Source organism: Rhodobacter viridis (assembly GCF_003217355.1).
GTDB lineage: Bacteria > Pseudomonadota > Alphaproteobacteria > Rhodobacterales > Rhodobacteraceae > Rhodobacter > Rhodobacter viridis.
Window position 1 is genome coordinate 248118 of the sequence record NZ_QJTK01000003.1, and the last position, 19024, is coordinate 267141.

19 protein-coding genes and 1 pseudogene are annotated in these 19024 nt (G+C 64.6%); 12 read left to right on the top strand and 8 right to left on the bottom strand.

The window, feature by feature from the left end:
* The first annotated feature begins 75 nt into the window (after positions 1 to 75).
* A pseudogene (gene ald, locus C8J30_RS06690) lies at positions 76 to 1194 on the top strand (alanine dehydrogenase).
* 102 nt (positions 1195 to 1296) lie between these two features.
* Positions 1297 to 1998: a glutathione S-transferase N-terminal domain-containing protein gene (locus C8J30_RS06695; protein WP_110804935.1), complete on the top strand. Its 702-nt coding sequence runs from the start codon at positions 1297 to 1299 to the stop codon at positions 1996 to 1998.
* Here C8J30_RS06695 and C8J30_RS06700 read toward each other — a convergent pair.
* The 4 genes from C8J30_RS06700 to C8J30_RS06715 form a co-directional block, all read right to left on the bottom strand.
* Positions 1989 to 2642, bottom strand: a complete 654-nt coding sequence (locus tag C8J30_RS06700; protein ID WP_146227872.1) for a hypothetical protein — start codon at positions 2640 to 2642, stop codon at positions 1989 to 1991. The genes C8J30_RS06695 and C8J30_RS06700 overlap by 10 nt on opposite strands.
* Positions 2643 to 2743: 101 nt before the next feature.
* Positions 2744 to 3535 (bottom strand): inositol monophosphatase family protein, encoded by a 792-nt coding sequence (locus C8J30_RS06705; RefSeq protein ID WP_110804937.1) that lies wholly within the window; start codon positions 3533 to 3535, stop codon positions 2744 to 2746.
* A gap of 61 nt (positions 3536 to 3596) precedes the next feature.
* A complete protein-coding gene (locus C8J30_RS06710) occupies positions 3597 to 4793 on the bottom strand; it encodes an MFS transporter (RefSeq protein WP_110804938.1) in 1197 nt (398 codons plus the stop codon).
* Between the two features lie 87 nt (positions 4794 to 4880).
* Entirely contained in the window at positions 4881 to 5786 is a 906-nt protein-coding gene (locus C8J30_RS06715; protein ID WP_110804939.1) for a LysR family transcriptional regulator, read from the bottom strand.
* Positions 5787 to 5878: 92 nt separating this feature from the next.
* Between C8J30_RS06715 and metF the strand changes: the two genes are divergently transcribed.
* A complete protein-coding gene (gene metF, locus C8J30_RS06720; RefSeq protein ID WP_110804940.1) occupies positions 5879 to 6745 on the top strand; it encodes a methylenetetrahydrofolate reductase [NAD(P)H] in 867 nt (288 codons plus the stop codon).
* 143 nt (positions 6746 to 6888) lie between these two features.
* A complete protein-coding gene (locus tag C8J30_RS06725) occupies positions 6889 to 7380 on the top strand; it encodes a PaaI family thioesterase (protein ID WP_110804941.1) in 492 nt (163 codons plus the stop codon).
* Here C8J30_RS06725 and C8J30_RS06730 read toward each other — a convergent pair.
* Both C8J30_RS06730 and C8J30_RS06735 read right to left on the bottom strand, forming a co-directional pair.
* Positions 7332 to 8480, bottom strand: coding sequence for a DUF2235 domain-containing protein (locus C8J30_RS06730; protein ID WP_110804942.1), 1149 nt, complete (start codon positions 8478 to 8480; stop codon positions 7332 to 7334). The two genes, C8J30_RS06725 and C8J30_RS06730, sit on opposite strands and share 49 nt — an antisense overlap.
* A 127-nt stretch (positions 8481 to 8607) precedes the next feature.
* A complete protein-coding gene (locus C8J30_RS06735) occupies positions 8608 to 9753 on the bottom strand; it encodes a type III PLP-dependent enzyme (protein ID WP_110804943.1) in 1146 nt (381 codons plus the stop codon).
* A gap of 233 nt (positions 9754 to 9986) precedes the next feature.
* Between C8J30_RS06735 and C8J30_RS06740 the strand changes: the two genes are divergently transcribed.
* From C8J30_RS06740 to C8J30_RS06750, 3 genes are all read left to right on the top strand, one after another.
* A complete protein-coding gene (locus C8J30_RS06740) occupies positions 9987 to 10418 on the top strand; it encodes an Lrp/AsnC family transcriptional regulator (protein ID WP_110804944.1) in 432 nt (143 codons plus the stop codon).
* 84 nt (positions 10419 to 10502) lie between these two features.
* Positions 10503 to 11273: a VOC family protein gene (locus tag C8J30_RS06745; RefSeq protein WP_110804945.1), complete on the top strand. Its 771-nt coding sequence runs from the start codon at positions 10503 to 10505 to the stop codon at positions 11271 to 11273.
* A 76-nt stretch (positions 11274 to 11349) separates the two neighbouring features.
* Positions 11350 to 14217 carry a valine--tRNA ligase gene (locus C8J30_RS06750; RefSeq protein ID WP_110804946.1) on the top strand — a complete coding sequence of 956 codons (2868 nt, stop codon included), beginning with the start codon at positions 11350 to 11352 and terminating at the stop codon, positions 14215 to 14217.
* Between the two features lie 143 nt (positions 14218 to 14360).
* Here C8J30_RS06750 and C8J30_RS06755 read toward each other — a convergent pair whose 3' ends face one another.
* Together C8J30_RS06755 and C8J30_RS06760 are read right to left on the bottom strand one after the other, a co-directional pair.
* Positions 14361 to 15800: a UbiA family prenyltransferase gene (locus C8J30_RS06755; protein WP_110804947.1), complete on the bottom strand. Its 1440-nt coding sequence runs from the start codon at positions 15798 to 15800 to the stop codon at positions 14361 to 14363.
* A 2-nt stretch (positions 15801 to 15802) separates the two neighbouring features.
* Positions 15803 to 16672: a lytic transglycosylase domain-containing protein gene (locus tag C8J30_RS06760; RefSeq protein WP_110804948.1), complete on the bottom strand. Its 870-nt coding sequence runs from the start codon at positions 16670 to 16672 to the stop codon at positions 15803 to 15805.
* 322 nt (positions 16673 to 16994) lie between these two features.
* On the opposite strand from C8J30_RS06760, the gene C8J30_RS06765 reads away from it, so the two are divergent.
* The 5 genes from C8J30_RS06765 to C8J30_RS06785 all read left to right on the top strand — a co-directional run bounded on the left by C8J30_RS06765 (position 16995) and on the right by C8J30_RS06785 (position 18924).
* On the top strand, positions 16995 to 17189 hold the full coding sequence (locus C8J30_RS06765) for a hypothetical protein (RefSeq protein WP_110804949.1): 195 nt from the start codon (positions 16995 to 16997) through the stop codon (positions 17187 to 17189).
* Between the two features lie 249 nt (positions 17190 to 17438).
* Positions 17439 to 17633: a hypothetical protein gene (locus C8J30_RS06770; RefSeq protein WP_110804950.1), complete on the top strand. Its 195-nt coding sequence runs from the start codon at positions 17439 to 17441 to the stop codon at positions 17631 to 17633.
* A 290-nt stretch (positions 17634 to 17923) separates the two neighbouring features.
* The gene (locus C8J30_RS06775) at positions 17924 to 18118 is read left to right on the top strand and encodes a hypothetical protein (RefSeq protein ID WP_110804951.1); all 195 of its coding nucleotides are present in this window, start codon (positions 17924 to 17926) and stop codon (positions 18116 to 18118) included.
* 198 nt (positions 18119 to 18316) lie between these two features.
* Positions 18317 to 18511 carry a hypothetical protein gene (locus tag C8J30_RS06780; RefSeq protein ID WP_110804952.1) on the top strand — a complete coding sequence of 65 codons (195 nt, stop codon included), beginning with the start codon at positions 18317 to 18319 and terminating at the stop codon, positions 18509 to 18511.
* Between the two features lie 218 nt (positions 18512 to 18729).
* Positions 18730 to 18924 (top strand): hypothetical protein, encoded by a 195-nt coding sequence (locus C8J30_RS06785; RefSeq protein WP_110804953.1) that lies wholly within the window; start codon positions 18730 to 18732, stop codon positions 18922 to 18924.
* Positions 18925 to 19024: the final 100 nt, after the last annotated feature.

Consider the following 19024-nt stretch of genomic DNA (forward strand, 5'->3'; position numbering starts at 1 on the left):
TTTTGCAAGCACATTTGAATGCCTTTTTCATCGTCGCAGGCGCAGACTGACCGAACAAAGTCCAGGGAGGGACCCATGAAAATCGGATGCGTGAAAGAGATCAAGGCGCAGGAATTCCGCGTCGGCATGACCCCGGCTGCGGCGCAGGAGGCGGTGGCGCATGGCCATGCGGTGATGATCGAAACCGGTGCGGGGCTGGGTGCGGGCTTCACCGACGCCGATTATGTCGCCGCCGGTGCGGCGATCGCGGCCGATGCGGCGACGGTCTGGACCGAGGCCGAGATGGTGGTCAAGGTCAAGGAACCGCAGGCGGGCGAGCGCGCGCAGCTGCGCCCCGGGCAGGTGCTTTTCACCTATCTGCACCTCGCGCCCGATCCGGAGCAGACCGCGGATCTGATCAAATCCGGCGCCACCTGCATCGCCTATGAGACCGTGACCGACCGCAACGGCGGGCTGCCGCTGCTGGCGCCGATGTCCGAAGTGGCCGGGCGGCTTGCGCCGCAGGTCGGGGCCTAGGCGCTGCAAAAGGCCAATGGCGGGCGCGGCGTGCTGCTGGGCGGCGTACCCGGGGTTCTGCCCGCGAAGGTTCTGGTGATCGGCGGTGGTGTCGTCGGCACGCAGGCGGCGCGGGTGGCGGCCGGGATGGGCGCCGATGTGACGGTGCTCGACCGCTCGCTGCCGCGGCTGCGCTATCTGGATGACGTTTTCGGCCGGGACTTCCGCACCGGCTATGCCTCGGCCGCGCTGACGGCGGAACTGGTGACCGAGGCCGACATGGTGATCGGCGCGGTTCTGGTGCCGGGGGCTGCGGCGCCGAAACTGGTCAGCCGGGCGATGCTGCAGACGATGAAACCGGGCGCGGTGCTGGTTGATGTCGCGATCGATCAGGGCGGCTGCTTCGAGACATCGAAAGCCACGACCCATCAGGACCCGATCTACGAAGTGGATGGAATCATTCACTATTGCGTAGCGAACATGCCGGGCGCCGTGGCTCGGACCTCGACCCAGGCGCTGGGCAATGCGACGCTGCCCTTCCTGCTCGCGCTTGCTGACAAGGGCTGGCGGCAGGCCTGTGCCGAAGATCCGCATCTGCTCGCCGGGCTCAATGTCCATGCGGGCCGGATCACCTGCGCCCCGGTCGGCGCGGCGCTGGGCCTGACGGCGATCGATCCGGCGACGGCGCTGAAGCTGTAAGATAATCCCTGTTCCGGCGTGCATGTCGGAACAGGGGCTGTTCGCCGGTGCGGCTTGCGCGTGGGCAGATTTCGGGCAGGCTGGTCCCACAGGAGGCCCCTCATGACCGATCTTTCGCTTTTCCCGATCACCCGGCGCTGGCCCGCGACCCGTCCCGAAGCCATCCAGCTCTACTCGCTGCCGACGCCGAATGGCATCAAGGTCTCGATCCTGCTCGAGGAGACGGGTCTGCCCTATGAGCCGCATCTGGTCAGTTTCGATACGCAAGACCAGATGACGCCCGAGTTCCTCTCGCTCAATCCGAACAACAAGATCCCGGCGATTCTCGATCCGAACGGGCCGGGGGGCAAGCCGCTCGCGCTGTTCGAAAGCGGTGCGATCCTGATCTATCTGGCCGAGAAATCAGGACAATTCCTGCCCCAGGCGCAGCGCTACGAGGTGCTGCAATGGCTGATGTTCCAGATGGGCGGGGTCGGGCCGATGTTCGGCCAGCTGGGTTATTTCCACAACTATGCGGGCAAGGACATCGAAGACCCTCGCCCGAAAGAGCGTTACCGCGCCGAGGTGGCGCGGCTGTTGCGGGTGCTCGACGAGGTGATGGCGGGCAAGGAGTGGATCGCGGGCGACTATTCCATTGCCGACATTGCGATCTGTCCCTGGTTGCGCGCGTTGCAGGTGCATTACAAGGTGACCGATCTGGTCGGCTGGGACGCGCTGCGCCATGTGCCTGCCTGGCTCGATCGATTCCTTGACCGCCCCGCCGTGCAGCGCGGTCTGTTGGTGCCGCTGCGCGATCAGGCCTGAGAGGGGCCGCCCGACATGCCGCGACCGGCGCGCTCGGCCAGCCGTGCGGCAAGCCAGGCCATCCAGCCCTCCGGCTGGGTGAAATGGAAGGGCGAGCCCTCGGGCGTCGGGATCGGTGCACCTGTCTGACGGGCTTCTGCTTCGAGCCGGGCGGCGGCAATGATCTGTGCCGGGCTGCGCGCCAGCGCGGCGCGGGCCAGTTCGACTGCCTCGTCCCGGGTCAGGGCCGGATCGAACAGATCAGCGCCCATCCCCTCGGTCTCGATGAAGCTGCGCAGACGCGACTGCGCGGCTTCGATCCGGACGACGGCATGATCGCGCTGATCGGCACGGAAGGCGCGTTCCAGCGGCAGCGTTTCCTCGAACGACGACAATTCTTCGCTCAGACCGTCGATCGCGGCGGCTAGTTCCAGCGCAACCTTCGTATCTTCCTGCACCGCGATTTCAGCGCGGCAGGCGGCGATCATGTCGCGCAAGACAGAAATCCGGTGCAGGGCGATCACATCGGCGGTTTCGGCAAAGGCGATATCGCGCGCGGCGCGGCCAAGATCGTCCATCGCCGATTCGAGCGGAAAAAGCGCCCGGGCAGGGCGGGCAGAACTGTACAGGTTTCCGGCAAGTGTCCAGGCAGCGTCGTGAAGCATGATGCATCCCCTTCTGGTGATGCAGGCACCCTGTCACAACGGGGTGAACAAGCGGTGAACGCTCAGCGCGATGTTCGCTGTGCGTTCATGCTTTGGGCCGATCAGTTCACGTCGCGGATGATCTTGCAGAGCGGCTCGAAGAGTTCCGCATTGCCCGCGATCACCGAGCTGCTTTCGAAAATGCCGCGATCGGCGCGCACCGGGCCGACAAAGCCGCCCGCTTCCTTCACGATGATCAGACCGGCGGCGATATCCCAGGCGTTGATGCCGCGCTCCCAATAGCCGTCGTAGCGGCCCGAGGCGACATAGGCGAGATCGAGCGCGGCAGAGCCGAAGCGGCGCACGCCCGCGCAGACCGGCATCAGCCGGGCCAGATCCTGCAGCGTCGCGGGCAGGGTCGAGCGGCCACCGAAGGGCACGCCGGTCGCAAACAGCGCCTCGATCATGTGACGACGGCCCGACACGCGCAGGCGGCTTTCGTTCATGAAGGCGCCAAGGCCTTTTTCCGCATAGTAAAGTTCGTCTTTCGCCGCGTCGAAGATGACGCCCGCGACGACTTCGCCCTTGTGTTCGAGCGCGATCGACACCGCCCAATGCGGCAGGCCGTGCAGGAAGTTGGTGGTTCCGTCGAGCGGATCGACGATCCAGCGGCGGGTCGGGTCTTCGCCGGCCTCTTCGCCGGTTTCCTCACCGAGCCAGCCATAGCTCGGACGGGCGCCGCGCAGCTCTTCCTTGATGATCCGCTCGGCTTCGCGGTCGGCTTTCGACACGAAGTCGCCCGGCCCCTTGGCCGAGACCTGAAGGTTCTCGACCTCGCGGAAGTCCTTCACCAGAGCCCGCCCCGCCTTGCGCGCGGCCTTGATCATCAGGTTGAGGTTGGCACTGCCTTGCATCGGGTGGGCTCCTTCGGTTCAAGCGCCTGCCTTACACGGCAGAAGTGAAGATTCCAAGAGGTCAGCCGCGGATCAATTCAGCGCGTTTGGGCAGGAAGATCGTCAGCACCCCCATCGCGGGCAGGACCGAGCAGATCAGATAGACCGTGCGAATCCCCACATGGTCGGCCAGAACGCCCAGACCTGCGGCGGCAATCCCGCCCATGCCGAAACTGAGGCCGAAGAAGATCCCCGCGACCATGCCGACACGGCCCGGCAACAGCTCCTGCGCCAGCACGACGATGGCCGAGAAGGCCGAGGCGAGGATCAGCCCGATGCAGACCGTCAGCACGCCCGAGGCGACAAGCCCGACATGCGGCAGCGCCAGGGTGAAGGGCAGCACGCCCAGGATCGAGATCCAGATCACCACCATCGGCCCCCAGCGATCCGCGATCGGACCGCCCAGCACCGTGCCCGCGGCCACGGCCCCGAGGAACAGGAACAGCATCAGCTGCGCGGTGCGGGTGTCGACGCCGAAACTCTCGATCAGGTAGAAGGTGTAATAGGAATGCAGCGACGCCATATAGGCGTTCTTCGAAAAGGTCAGGATCACCAGCACCGCGATGGCGGCGATGGTGCGGCCCTTCGACAGCGGCAGGGTCTTGTCGACAACTTTCTTCGCGCGGGAGGCGAGGTGGCTCGCATACCAGCGGCTCACCTGCACCAGAACGATCCCGGCCAGAACGGCGAGCCCGGCAAAGATCGCCACCGAGGGGCGGCCATAGGGCAGCACGACGAAAGCGGCCAAGAGCGGGCCGATGGCGGTGCCGAAATTGCCGCCGACCTGAAAGACCGATTGCGCCAGACCAAAGCGCCCGCCGGAGGCGACACGGGCGACGCGGCTGCTCTCCGGGTGGAAGATCGCCGAGCCGAGCCCGACCAGCATCGCCGCCGCGATCAGCGCCGGGTAGCTTGGCGCGAAGGCCAGCCCCATCACCCCCATGAAGGTGCAGACAGAGGCAAGCGGCAGCGACCAGGGCTGCGGTTTCGCATCGGTGTAGATCCCGATCGCCGGTTGCAGAAGCGAGGCCGTGCCCTGAAAGGCCAGCGTCATCAATCCGATCTGCCAATATTGCAGCGCGAAATCCGTCTTCAGGATCGGATAGATCGACGACAGCATCGACTGCATCACATCGTTCATCATGTGGCAGGCGGAAACGGCAAGAAGGATCGGAAACACGGTCGCTTGAGCGGCGCGCGGCTGGGGAATGGCGGTCATGGACGGTCCTCGGGCTGAGGCCGCGATCTAAGCCCGGCCCCGATCCCGCGTCACGCGCAACTTTGTGACGGTTACATCACCCTTGTGTTACGCGCGTTGCAGCTTGACCGGCTCGGTCCGCGCCAGACGCAGGAAATGCGCCATATAGGGCCCGGTCACGTCTTCCTCGCGCGTCGCCGCATAAAGCCGCTTCGTCAGCCCGTGTTCCGTCACCCGCTTGGTCACGTAATCGGGCTGATATTTCACCTCGCGCAGCACCCAATCGGGCAGCACGGCAACCCCGCGCCCCGAGGCCACCAGCATCAGGATGACGGTCGTCAGTTCCACCTGCCGATGCGCCTTCGGCTCCACCTTGGCCGGGGCGAGCAGCAGCGAGAACACATCCGACCGTGCCCGGTCGATCGGATAGGTGAGCAACGTCTGATCGGCAAAATCCTCGGCCACGACATAGGGTTTGGCCGCCAGCGGGCTGCTTGCCGCGGCAATGAAGGTCGGCGAATAATCGAAAAGCGGGTTGAAGGTGATGCCCTCGATCTTTTCGGGGTCGGAGGAGATGACAAGGTCGACTTCTTCGCGCGCAAGGGCGGCCAGCGCGGTGAAGGCCAGACCCGGGCGAATGTCGATGTCGATCTCGGGCCAGACGCGGCGAAAGGCTTCCAGCACCGGGAACAGCCATTCGAAACAGGCGTGGCATTCGATGGCGATATGCAGCCGCCCGGCGCGGCCCTGCCGGATCGCGGCGAATTCCGCCTCGGTCGCGTCAATCTCGGGCAGGATGCGTTCGGCCAGCCGGAGCAGCTTCAGCCCCGCGGCGGACAGACGCAAGGGCTTGGAGCGGCGGGCGAAAAGCTCGACGCCCGCCTGATCTTCAAGGCCCTTCACCTGATGGGAGAGCGCACTTTGGGTGATGTGCAGCAGATCGGCCGCCTTCGCCAGACCGCCCGCATCATGGATCGCCTTGATCGTGCGCAGATGCCGGAACTCGATATGCATTATGAGGCAGCCTCATCACCTTCTTGAAGATTATGAATTTGTCTCACATCGCGGAATCGGCGACAAGGGGGCAACGCACAAAGGACGCCGCCATGACCACGCCGAACATCAGTTTTGAATTCTTCCCGCCGCAGACGCTCGACGCCTCGTTCCGGCTGTGGGAGACGGCGCAGGTTCTGGCGCCGCTGAAACCCAGCTTCGTTTCGGTCACCTATGGCGCGGGCGGCACCACCCGCAAGCTGACCCACGAGGCCGTGGCGGCGATCCACAAGAATTACGGGCTGAACGTCGCCGCGCATCTGACCTGCGTCGATGCGACGAAAGCCGAAACGAAAGAGATCATCGACGCCTATGCCGAGGCCGGCGTGACCGAGATCGTCGCGCTGCGCGGGGATCCGCCGAAAGGCGCCGCCCGCTTCACGCCCCACCCCGAGGGCTTCGCCTCCTCGGTCGATCTGATCGAATGGCTGGCCGAGGATGGCCGCTTCACGCTCCGTTGCGGCGCTTACCCTGAGCCGCATCCGGAAGCCGCCGACAGCTTCGCCGATGTGCGCTGGCTGAAACGGAAATGCGAGGCGGGCGCGACCTCGGCGATCACGCAATTCTTCTTCGAGGCCGAGACCTTCTTCCGCTTCCGCGATGCCTGCGTGAAGGAAGGCATCACCGCCAAGATCATCCCGGGCATCCTGCCGATCCAGTCGTGGAAAGGCGCCAAGGGCTTTGCGCAGCGCTGCGGCACCTCGATCCCGACCTGGGTCGAAGAGGCGTTCGATCATGCGATCCGCGACGACCGCGAGGCGCTTCTGGCCACCGCGCTCTGCACCGAGCTGTGCGACAACCTGATCGCGGGCGGCGTGGACGATCTGCACTTCTACACGCTGAACCGGCCGCAAATGACCCGCGACGTCTGCCATGCGCTGGGCGTCAACCCGGATGTGGTGCTGGAAAACGTCGCCTGACAAGCCTGCCGCCAAAAGTGAGAGCCGGTTTGCGCTTCCCGGGCAGGCGTTTGCGCCGTGACGTGACGGAACAGGCGCAGGGGGCTTCGGCCCCCTTTTCCGTTTCTTTCCCCTGCGTCACGCTGGCGCAAAGGGAGAGAGAAATGACCGAACCGAAATATGCCGCTGGCCCCGAGGATTTTCTGACGCTTGCCGACCTGCAGGCGATGACGGGACTGGCGTTCATGCAGGCGATGCTTGCGGGCAAGGTGCCCACAACCACGATCGCGCGCGGCTGCAACTACCGCGTCACCCGGGTCGAGCCCGGTCTGGTCGAGGTGACGGGCACGCCCGGGCATGAGCACACCAACGCTTTCGGGGGCGTGCATGGCGGCTGGTACGGGGTTTTGCTCGATACCGCGCTGACCTGCGCCGTGATCACCGGGCTCAAGGCCGGGCAATATCAGACGACGACGGAATACAAGGTCAACATGCTGCGCGCGATTCCGCTTGGCACCGAGGTCCGCGCGATTGGCCGGACCGAGCATCTGGGCCGCTCGACCGGGGTGGCGCGTGGCGAGATCGTCGGCGTGGCAGATGGCAAGACCTACGCCCTTGGCACGGCGACCTGTCTGATCATGGGCGGCTCCGCCTGAGCGGGGGCGAGCGCCAGTTCCGGTTTCGGTCCGCGCTTCTTCAGCCCGGTGCCGACGCGGATCCACCATTCCAGCTTGCGCTTGCGCACCGAGTCGTGCAGCCGCTCCGACCCGTCGGTGCCGACCCGGCGCGGCTGGCGCATGATGTAAAGCTTGCCCCAACCGCCCCAGCTGCCGACCGAAGGCGCCGCGGGATCACAGGGAAATTCCGACTGCCATCCCCTCGGCAGGGAAAAGCCAAGGTTTTCGGCCTGTTCCAGCATCCAGACGAGGGGAATGTTCGACAGGGGCCGCGCCGCATCGTAATCGGCAAGCTGCCCGCCCACATCGGCATGGCAGCCGCGGAACCAGACCTGCTCGATCCGTGCGGCACCGGTGCCGTCGCTGTTCCACAGCAGCGGCGACAGGACGGGCCGGGTTTCGTGCAGGGCCAGGGCCTGAAAGCCGTGCCGGACCGAGCGGCCCAGCCGGTGATCGTGAAAGCGGATGCGTTCCGCGCTCATCGTCCACAGGAGCGGCAATCGCACGCCAAGCGCCGCCACGGTGTCGAAGACGCCGACCATCTCGATCGGTGCCGTGGCATGGCAGAGCGCATCACGAAAGGCGGTGGGCGAGACCTCGGCCCGGTAATGCCGCCACGCCTGTTCGACATTCCGCTCGGTCGCGGCATCCTTGCGCAAGAGCCCGACCCGGTCGATCAGCCCGGCGAGCGAGCGCGCGGCAAAGGCCCCGCGGGAATAGCCGATCAGAAAGATTCGATCCCCGGGACGATAGCGCATGGCGAGCCAGCCATAGGCGCGCAGGATCTGCGATTCCACGCCCCAGCCCAGCCAGATATCCTTGATGTCGCGCCATTCGCGATATTGCAGCCCCTTGCCGTAATAGACCGAGGTCCGCGGCGAGGCGCGGCGCAAGAACCTGTAGATCATCCCGATCGAGGTCAGATGCGCCTGCGAGAGCGAGCCAAGCGTGCCATCAAGCAGCACCACATGGTCGACCGAGCCGCGTGCGGGGCGTTTGACCGGACTTGCGTCGACGCGTGCCCCGCTGGCCTTGCGTTGCCGCCACTTCCCAACCACGCGATGAAACAGTCCGACCATGACGCGACCCCACCGTCTTGCGACATTGAAATGTTAACGGCCTTACCCTGTACTTAGGGCAAGGCCGTTAATCCTCAATTACGCGCGCGCCAAAGTGTCGCGGATGTCGTCAACTGTTGCTTCCGGGTCAGCCCTTCAGCGACAGCGCCGTGACAATCTCCATCTGACCGAAGCCATTGAAGCGGGTGTTGGTGGCCGAGCAATAGGCGCCCATGCCGTGGAACACCACATAATCGCCCTCGGAAAGCTCGGCAGGCAGGGCCACGTCGCCCGGCAACCGGTCGACCGAGTCGCAGGTCGGGCCGAAGACGATGCGATCGACCATGTCGCCGCCGCGCTGGAACCCCTCGGGCGACCAGACCTCGATCCGCTCGATGTTGCCGATCAGCGGCAGTTCCGCCAGACCGCCATAGACACCGTCGTTCAGGAACACATGCGTGTCGTCGCGCAGCGCCTTGACCTTGGTGATATGGGTGAAGGCATCGCCCACCAGCCCGCGGCCCGGTTCGCACACGAGGATCGGACGATCCGAGCCGAAAGCTTCAGTCGTGGCCCGGTCGATCAGGTCGAAGATGTCTTCGAGCACCGGGGCAGGGCCCATCTGGCGATGGTTCGGGAAACCGCCGCCGACGTTCAGCCGGTGCGCCCGCACGCCCGCGGTGGCACAGATTTCCGACGCGACAAGGATATAGGCTTCCCAGGCCGCCGGATCGGTGCATTGCGTGCCCGGGTGGAAGGTGAGCGAGGGGATGAAGCCCGCCTCGGCCGCGCGGCGCAGCAGCTCCGCCGCCAGATCCGCGGTGGCGCCGAACTTGGCGCCGAAGTTGTAGGCGGCACCCTGCACCGGCAGCTTGAAGCGCACCGAGATTTCGCAGTTCTCGGTCGGCACCATCTCGATCAGCTTTTCCAGCTCACTGCGCGAATCGACCGACCAGGTCTTCACGCCCGCGCGCACCGCATGGGCGATTTCCTCGCGGCCGCGGACCGGGTTGTGGTAATGCAGCGCCGCCCCGGGGGCGAGACGCTGGATCAGGTCGATCTCATAGGGCGAGGCGACGTCGAACCCCTTGACGCCCGCGGCGACGAGGTTCTGGATCACCATTTCATCCGGGTTCGACTTCACCGCATAGGTGACGACGCCCGGAAAGCCCTTCAGGAACCGCCGCGCGGTTGCCTGCAACGCGGTGGGCGAGAACACCAGCACCGGATGATCGGGTTGTTTCGTACGGATGATTTCGGACGGTTGAGTCCAAATAGTTTTGGAAAGTCCCATCGGCTTCTCCTCGCCAATAGAACGCAGCCACCTCTTGCCCCGGCTATGTTACGGGTGGGGAGACGCTTACGACGCGTTTCGACCTAACCCAGGCCAGGTGCGTATGAGCCGCCCTTTTCCTGCTCTCTCAGAATGCGCGATATGATGCACATTTTCACCGATCAAAAGAGTAGAAATGCGGCGATCTATCGTTATAATGACGAAATCATCGGTCAATCTGCAAGTGTCGCACAATGGACGAACTTGATACGGCAATCGTGGGGCTGCTGTCGGGCGATGCCCGGATTTCGGTGGCGACTTTGTCGCGCCGACTGAAGGTTGCGCGCTCGACGATTCAGGCCCGGCTGGAGCGGCTGGAAACCTCGGGCGTTATCGCGGGCTATACCGTCAAGCTGGGCGAAGCGGCCCGGGCGGGGCGGCTGCGGGCGACCGTTCTGCTGATGGTCGAACCCCGGTCGCAGGCCGGAATCCTGACCCGGCTGAAGTCGATCCCCGAGGTCGAGCGGATCTCGACCACCTCGGGGCGGATCGATCTTTTGCTGCAGGTGGCGGCGAATTCGACGGCGCAACTCGATGTGGTGCTCGACCAGATCGGCGAGATGCAGGGGGTGCGCAGCTCGGAAAGCCTGATTCACCTCAGCACGAAACTCGACCGCGCAGTGTAAGCCGGAGACGGCGCAAAGGTGAAAGCAGGGCCGATCTGTCACGCGAATCATGCTAGGCTGGGGCGTCCTTAGAAGGAGGTGCAGATGTCCTTTCACGGTCTTCCTTGCTGGTTCGAGCTTTCGGTGCCCGACCTTGATGCGGCGCAGGGCTTTTACGGTCCCGTCATGGGGTGGGAGTGGGGCAGCGCGGGCATGCCGACCCTCGACTACCGCCTTGGCCGCGCCGGGGCCGACATGGTGGCGGGGGCGTTCCCTCTGTCTGAATGTCCCGAAGGCACGCCGCCGAACTGGATGATCTACCTTGCCGTCGATGATTGCGACGCGACGGCCGCCCGGGCGCGCGATCTGGGTGGCCGGATCTGCAAGGAACCGGCCGACATCCCCGGCACCGGGCGCTTTGCGGTTCTGGCCGATCCGCAAGGTGCGGTCTTCGGGGTGCTGACGCCCTTGCCGATGGACCCGCCGCAGGTGGGCGGCGCGTGGAATCAGCGGGCCACGGGCCACGGTGCCTGGATCGAGCTGATCTCCTCCGATCCGCGAGCGGCGCTGGAGTTTTACCGGCAGCTGTTCGACTGGCGGCAGGACATGCTGTTCGACATGGGACCGGCCGGTTCCTATTACGTCTTCGCGCATCGCGGCACGCAGATCGGCGGCATGATGGGATTGGGTCAGGCGCCTTGCCCGCATTGGATGCCCTATTTCGGCGTCGCGACGGTCTCGAAAACCATTGCGGCGGTGCAGGCCGCGGGCGGCACCGTGCTGCATGGCCCGATGGAAGTTCCCGGCCCGGCCTACGTTGCCGGGTTTCGCGATCCGCAAGGCGCGCATTTCTCGGTCGTCGGCCCCAATCGCTAGGCCCGGCCCGCGTCAAAGGCTTTTCCTTGCGGGGGGCTCGCGCTAAAGAGCGTCAAGCCCTGAAAGGACAGAACCGATGAGCATGGAAAAGACCTTCGACGCGCGCGAAGCCGAGCCGCGGCTTTATGCGAAATGGGAACAGGCCGGTGCCTTCAAGGCCGGGGCCAATGCCTCGCGCGCGGAAACCTTCTGCATCATGATCCCGCCGCCGAACGTCACCGGCGCCCTGCACGTCGGCCATGCCTTCAACAACACGGTGCAGGACATCCTGATCCGCTGGCACCGGATGCGCGGCTTCGACACGCTCTGGCAGCCGGGGCAGGACCATGCGGGCATCGCCACCCAGCTGATGGTCGAACGCGAACTGGCGAAAACCGGGCAGCCCTCGCGCGCCGAACTCGGCCGCGATGCGTTTCTGGAGAAGGTCTGGGAATGGAAGGGGCAATACGGCTCGACCATCATCAACCAGCTCAAGCGCCTCGGCTCGTCCTGCGACTGGTCGCGCAATGCCTTCACCATGTCGGGCGCGCCGAATGCGCCGGCGGGCGAGGAGGGCAACTTCCATGACGCGGTGATCAAGGTCTTCGTCGACATGTACAACAAGGGGCTCATCTACCGCGGCAAGCGGCTGGTGAACTGGGACCCCCATTTCGAGACCGCGATTTCCGATCTGGAAGTCGAGAATATCGAAGTCGCCGGGCACATGTGGCATTTCAAATACCCGCTCGCGGGCGGCGAAACCTACACCTATGTGGAAAAGGACGCCGAGGGGAACGTGATCCTCGAAGAGGTCCGCGATTACATCTCGATCGCGACGACGCGCCCCGAGACGATGCTGGGCGATGGCGCGGTGGCGGTGCATCCGTCTGACGAACGCTATGCGCCGATCGTCGGCAAGCTCTGCGAAATTCCGGTCGGGCCGAAGGAACACCGCCGCCTGATCCCGATCATCACCGACGAATATCCCGATCCGACCTTCGGCTCGGGCGCGGTGAAGATCACCGGCGCGCATGACTTCAACGACTATCAGGTGGCCAAACGCGGCAACCTGCCGATGTATCGGCTGATGGACACCCGCGCGAAGATGCGCGCCGACGGGGCGGATTACGAAACCTGCGCCCGCCGGGCGATGGAGATTTCGAAAGGCGCCGCCTTCACCGAGGCCGAGGTCGACACGCTGAACCTGATCCCCGAGAACCTGCGCGGCCTTGACCGGATGGACGCCCGCAAGATCGTGGTCGAGGAAATCAACGCCGAAGGTCTGGCGGTGATGATCGCGAACCCGAAGGCGGGCGAGGAAGGCCAGCCCGAGCTGATCCCCTATGTCGAAGCGAAGCCGATCATGCAGCCCTTCGGCGACCGCTCGAAGGTGGTGATCGAGCCGATGCTGACCGACCAGTGGTATGTCGATGCCGAAAAGGTCGTTGGCCCGGCGCTTGACGCGGTGCGGACGGGCAAGACGAAGATCATGCCCGAGGCGGGCGAGAAGACCTATTACCACTGGCTGGAAAACATCGAGCCCTGGTGCATCTCGCGTCAACTCTGGTGGGGGCACCAGATCCCGGTGTGGTATGACGCCGAGGGCAACCACTACTGCGCCCCCTCCGAGGCCGAGGCGCAGGCGATGGCCCCGGGCAAAGTGCTGACGCGCGACCCCGATGTGCTCGACACGTGGTTCTCTTCGGGTCTCTGGCCGATCGGCACCCTTGGCTGGCCGAATTGGGACGAGAGCACCAGCAAGTATTTCCCCACCGATGTTCTGGTGACGGGCTTTGACATCCTGTTCTTCTGGGTCGCCCGGATGATGATGATGCAGCTGGCCGTGACCGGCGAGATTCCGTTCCACACCGTCTACCTGCACCAGCTCGTCCGTGACGAGAAGGGCAAGAAGATGTCGAAGACGGCGGGCAACGTCATTGACCCGCTCGAAATCATCGACGAATTCGGCGCCGATGCGCTGCGCTTCACCAACGCCTCGATGGCGGCGATTGGCGGCGTGCTGAAACTCTCGAAAGACCGGATCGCGGGCTATCGCAACTTCGGCACGAAACTGTGGAACGCCACCCGCTTTGCCGAGATGAACGGCGTCTTCGAGGCCGAGGTCGCGGGCATCCCTGCGCCGACGCAGACGGTGAACCGCTGGATCATCGGCGAAACCGCCAAGGTCCGCGAAGTGGTCGATGAAGCCTTCGCCGCCTATCGCTTCAATGACGCCGCCAACGCGCTTTACGGCTTCGTCTGGGGCAAGGTCTGCGACTGGTATGTCGAATTCTCGAAACCGCTCTTCGATGGCGAACACGCGGCGGAAACGCGGGCGACGATGCGCTGGGTGCTGGATCAGTGCTACACGCTGCTGCACCCGATCATGCCCTTCATCACCGAAGAGCTTTGGGGCCTGACCGGCACCCGCGCGAAGATGCTGGTGCATGGCGACTGGCCGACCTATGGCGCCGAGCTGATCGACGCCGAGGCCGACCGCGAGATGAACTGGGTGATCGCGCTGATCGAGGAAATCCGCTCGTCCCGCGCGCAGATGGGCGTGCCCGTCGCTTTGAGGCTGCCGATGGTTCTGGCCGAGGCCGATGGTCAGGCGCGTGAGGCTCTGGCGCGGAACGAGGCGCTGATCCTGCGCATGGCGCGGCTTGAGGCGATCACCGAAGGCGTGGTGGCCAAGGGCTCGATCTCGATCCCGGCGGCGGGGGCCTTGTTCGGGCTGCCGCTGGAAGGGGTGATCGATGTGGCGGCGGAAAAGGCCCGGCTCGAGAAATCGCTCGCCAAGGTCGAGAAGGAAGCGGCGGGGCTGAAGGCGCGGTTTGCGAACCCGAAATTCGTCGCCAATGCCGCCGAAGAGGTGATCGAGGAAGCCCGCGAAAACCTCGCCGCGCGCGAGGAAGAAGCGGCGAAGATCGGCGCGGCGCTGAAGCGTCTGGCCGAACTCGGATAAGAAGAAGGGGGGCTCTGCCCCCCGGCTTCGCCTCCCCCCGGGATATTTGGGGCAAGATAAAGGGGCCGGAAGCTTTCCATTTATCTTGCCGGAAATATCCCACGGGGGTGCGGGGGTGTGAAACCCCCGCCGCTGCGGCGAGATCAGCCGCCCATCCCGAACCATTTCGCCCAAAGGCCCGCGGCCCAGAACATCAGGCTCAGCGTCATCATCAGGATGCCGAGCCCGAACTTGTCGCGCAGCGCAAAGACGATCGGGTCGTAATCCTGCTTGCCGAACCAGCCAAGTGCCACCATGCGCACCAGCCACCAGCCCATCGGCAGCATCGCCAGCCACAAAAGCCAGGTGTCGGGGTAAAGCATCCGCCCTTGATCCGAGATCGAATAGAGGAAGAAGATCACCAGCGCGCCGACGACGCCGATCCCGGCGACGTTGAGCAGATCGCCCCGATCCGGGCGACCATAGCCGCGGCCGGGCAGGGGCTCGTCATTCGTGGCCAGCGTCAACTCGGTCAGCCGCTTCACGCAACCAAGGCTGAGGAAGATCGGGAAGATGAAGATCAGCATGTAGATCGAGACATCGACCACGCCCGCTGCCGCCCCGGCCACGACGCGGATCGTGTACAGCGCGGCCAAGGTGGTGATGTCGACCCAGCGCATCCGCTTCAGCTTCAGCGAATAGGCGAGCGAGGTGATCATGTAGAGCACGATGATGCCGAAGAAGCTCGCGTTCAGCGCCGCCGCGATGCCAAGGGCCGCGGCGGCAAGGCCGAGGAAGGCGATCATCCCGACCTTGATCGGCACCGCGCCGGAGGCAAAGGGCCGGTGGCACTTCGTCGGATGCAGCCGGTCGGCCTCGAGATCGAGCAGGTCGTTGACGATGTAGATCGAGGAGGCGGCAAAGGAAAAGGCGATCATGCCGAACAGGATCGGCAGCAGCGTCGCGGCATCGAAGCGATGCGCCGCGATCATCGGCAAGAGCAGAAGGACGTTCTTCACCCATTGATGCGGCCGGATCGCCTTGAGTAGCGACGCGGGTGTCCAGCCGCCGGGCAGGTTCACCACCCCGATGCCGCGCGCGGGCAGGGCATTCGCCTCGGAGACATGCCCGACCACCACCGCGGTCTCGGCATGTTCCCACACCGCCATGTCCGTGGCCTCGTTGCCGGCATAGACGAAGCCGCGCGGCCCGAAGGCCCGCACCAGCGCCCCGGCCTTGGCCGCCCCTTTCAGATTGACCCGACCATCCGAGGCGAAGACCCGCTCGGACAGGCCATGATCCGCCGCCAGCTGTGTCACCAGCGATCGATCCGAGGCCGAGGCCAGACAGACCTCGCGTCCTTCGTGCAGGGCCTCGATCACCACCTCGGCGACGGCGGCATTGACCGGCATCAGATCGGTGCGCAGCGGTACCAGCGCGGCCAACTCCGCCTTCAGCCGGGCGCGGTCGCCAAAAGAGGTCGCCGCAAGCCGCAACGTGCCGATCGGGTCGCGGCCAAGACCGGCCCAGAACCCCTCGTAGAGCAGATCCGTGGTCAGGAAGGTGCCGTCGACATCAAGCACCAGCGGTTTGTCGTTGCTCATTCTCATCCCTTCGATGCGAAGACGCAGCCGTCGGTGACCAATTCCGGCGGGCTCAGGCAGAGCCCCCGCGCCACCTGCCAGGCCGCCAGCACCTTGGGCACGTAATCGCGCGTCTCGGCATAGGGCGGAACGCCGCCATTGCCCTTCACGGCGTTTTCCCCGGCGTTGTAGGCGGCGATCACCATCAGCGGATCGCGGTCGAATTCCTTCATCAGCCAGTCCAGATAGGCGACGCCGCCCTTGATGTTCTGGCCCGGATCGCGGCTGTCGGCGACGGCGAAGCGGGTGGCCGTGGCCGGGATCAGCTGCATCAGCCCGACTGCCCCCGAATGCGAGACCGCATCCGCCTGACCGCCCGACTCGGTCGAGATCACCGCAAGCACCAGCGCCGGCGAGACCTCGGTGCCGATCGTCGCCGCAAGGATGTCGCGGCCATGCGTCTGTGCGATCGCCTGCAGATTGGCCAGCCGCGGCCCCCGAACCGCCTGCCCGCCCGGCCCCATGGTCAGCGCGTCAAGCGCCTGCTGGAACCGTCCCGAGCGATCCGCAAGATTGGGCGACACCACGCTCCAGAACCAGGCATAAGAGGCCGACCCGCCATCGGCGGGCCGCGTCGAGGCCGCGCCCGGGGCCGGAGGCGGCGTTGCGGTGATCGGCGCGAAGGGCTGGGCGGCCTGCGCCGCCAGCGCGGCGGCCTGTTCCTCGGGGTCGATCTGGATGGTGAGAAAGCGCGTCTGCCCCGCCTTCGGCGGCAGCACGCGGCGCGGCTCGAAATGGTGGACAGTCGGCGTTTTCGGGCCGATCTCAGCGAAAACCGGCACGACCGAAACGGTCGCGCTCAGGGCGAGACTGACAACAAATATACGGCGCATTTGCGCGATCCTGCTCTTGCGGTCCGATTTTGGACCCTTTGTCCGGCTGGTGCCGGTTGCGGTCACTATTCCCGAAATCGGCTGAAAAACCAAGGAAAACGCGATTTCCCCGGGAAAACGGCCGTGCTTTGGCGCCGAAGTGTTGCACGAAGGCTTGGTCTTGCCGGTACTTCAGGGGCGGGATGGCGGTTAACCTGTCTTGGATATGGCATCGTTGCGCCGCAATCGCGCCACGATCCGGGCCGGAAATCGACACGCCCGAAAGGCGAACTCACCCGACTTGCACAACCATGAATGCAACGCAGAGATCAGGAGAAACGCGATGACCTGCTTCAAACTTGCCCGTATGCTTCGTTCCGAGGAAGATGGTGCCGTGACCGTGGATTGGGTGGTGCTGACCGCGGCGGTGGTCGGCCTTGGCGCGGCGGCCCTTACGCTGGTGCGCTCGAACACCGGCGCGTTGAGCACGAAGGTCGGCGATTATCTGGCCAGCGCCTCGGTCAATACGTCGTTCTGAGACCCTTTGCGGGCGGGTCGGCGCTGGCTGGCCCCGGCGAAACGGGCTTGGACAATTTTCGCGCGCGGCGCTGTTTTGTTAGTACCTTCTTAACGAATTTCTGTCGCCGCGAAGATTTCTGGAAGCTGCCCCAATCGGGCCACGATTCGACGGCAGAAAGTCTCCATACCGCGATGCAGGGGAACGGAAGATACCCAGCCAACACCGCGGCGGACAGCTCGTCGAACCGGACAACCAAGGAGATCCCCGATGAAATTCTTCAAACTCGCCCGCAAGATCCGCACCGAAGAAGACGGCGCCGTGACCGTTGACTGGGTTGTGCTGACGGCCGCCGTCGTCGGTCTCGGCGCTGCCGCGCTGACCCTCGTGCGCACCAACACCGGCACGCTGACCACCAAGATCGGCAACTACCTTGCCTCGGCTTCGGTCAACACCAGCTTCTGATCGCGCCGCAAGACGAAGATCGCAAAGGCCGCCCTCGAGGTGGCCTTTTCGCTTTTGGCGCCGTGGGAATCGGCGTTGCGATTCTGCCTGACCCACGTCGTCAGAACGGCCCGGCCACCGAAATGGTTAATGTTTAATTTACTCCAAGACGGATTTGGCCTTGCCGCGAAGATATACCGCTTCCGCCCCAATCACGTCACGATTCACCGCCACAAAGAACCCATCCCGCGAGGCTGGAGATAGCGAAGCCCGGCAGCAGCGCGGCAAACCTGAACTCAAGGAGACTTCCGATGAACTTCTTCAAACTCGCCCGCAAGATCCGTACCGAAGAAGACGGCGCCGTGACCGTTGACTGGGTTGTGCTGACCGCCGCCGTCGTCGGCCTCGGCGCTGCTGCGCTGACCCTTGTGCGCACCAACACCGGCACGCTGACCACCAAAGTCGGCAACTACCTGGCCTCGGCCTCGGTGAACACCAGCTTCTGATCCCGTCGCAAGGCCAGGATCGCAAGGGCCGCCCTCGAGGCGGCCTTTCGCATTTCCGGCGGCCCTCACCCGCCTGAAAGAAAAACCGTTAAGGCCTTATTAACGTCATCATTTTTCGGCAGGCTTCGTCCATCCGCGAGGCATTCCGCTTGGCATTTTCCAGCAGCTCCGCATCCACACGACTTCAGGAGAGACGAGATGAAATTTTTCAAGATTGCCCACAAGATCCGCACCGAGGAAGAGGGCGCCGTGACTGTGGATTGGGTCGTGCTGACTGCTGCTGTCGTCGGAATTGGGGCTGCTGCGCTGACGCTGGTGCGTACCAAGACCGGCGTGCTGACCACCAAGATCGGCAATTACCTCGCCTCGGCGTCGGTCAACACGAGCTTCTGAGCCTTGCCCATGGGCTTTAGGGGCCGCCGCAAGGCGGCCTTTCCATTTGCGGGTCTGCGGGGCGATGCTATCTGGAAACGCGATGCAACCCTGACGCGAAATAATTTCGTTAATGCCTTATTAAGGTCGTTTTCTGTGGCGATACCATAAGCACCGGGTTGGAACCGGCATTGGCAGAAAACCGGTTTCACGCGTCTTTGGTAACAGGAGTTAACGATATGAAATTCTTCAAAATTGCCCGCAAGATCCGCGCCGAAGAAGACGGCGCCGTGACAGTCGATTGGGTTGTGCTGACGGCGGCCGTTGTCGGTCTCGGCGCAGCCGCGCTTGGCATCGTGCGCACCAAGACCGGAACTCTGAGCACCAAGGTCGGCAATTATCTGGCCTCGGCCTCGGTCAAGACCAGCTTTTGAGCTGACGGACCCGAGCGGGGCGGCCCGGGCTGCCCCGCATCGGTGCAGATCGACCGAGTTCGGATTTCGCCGAAAAAAATGCGTCGATCTGCCCCAATTA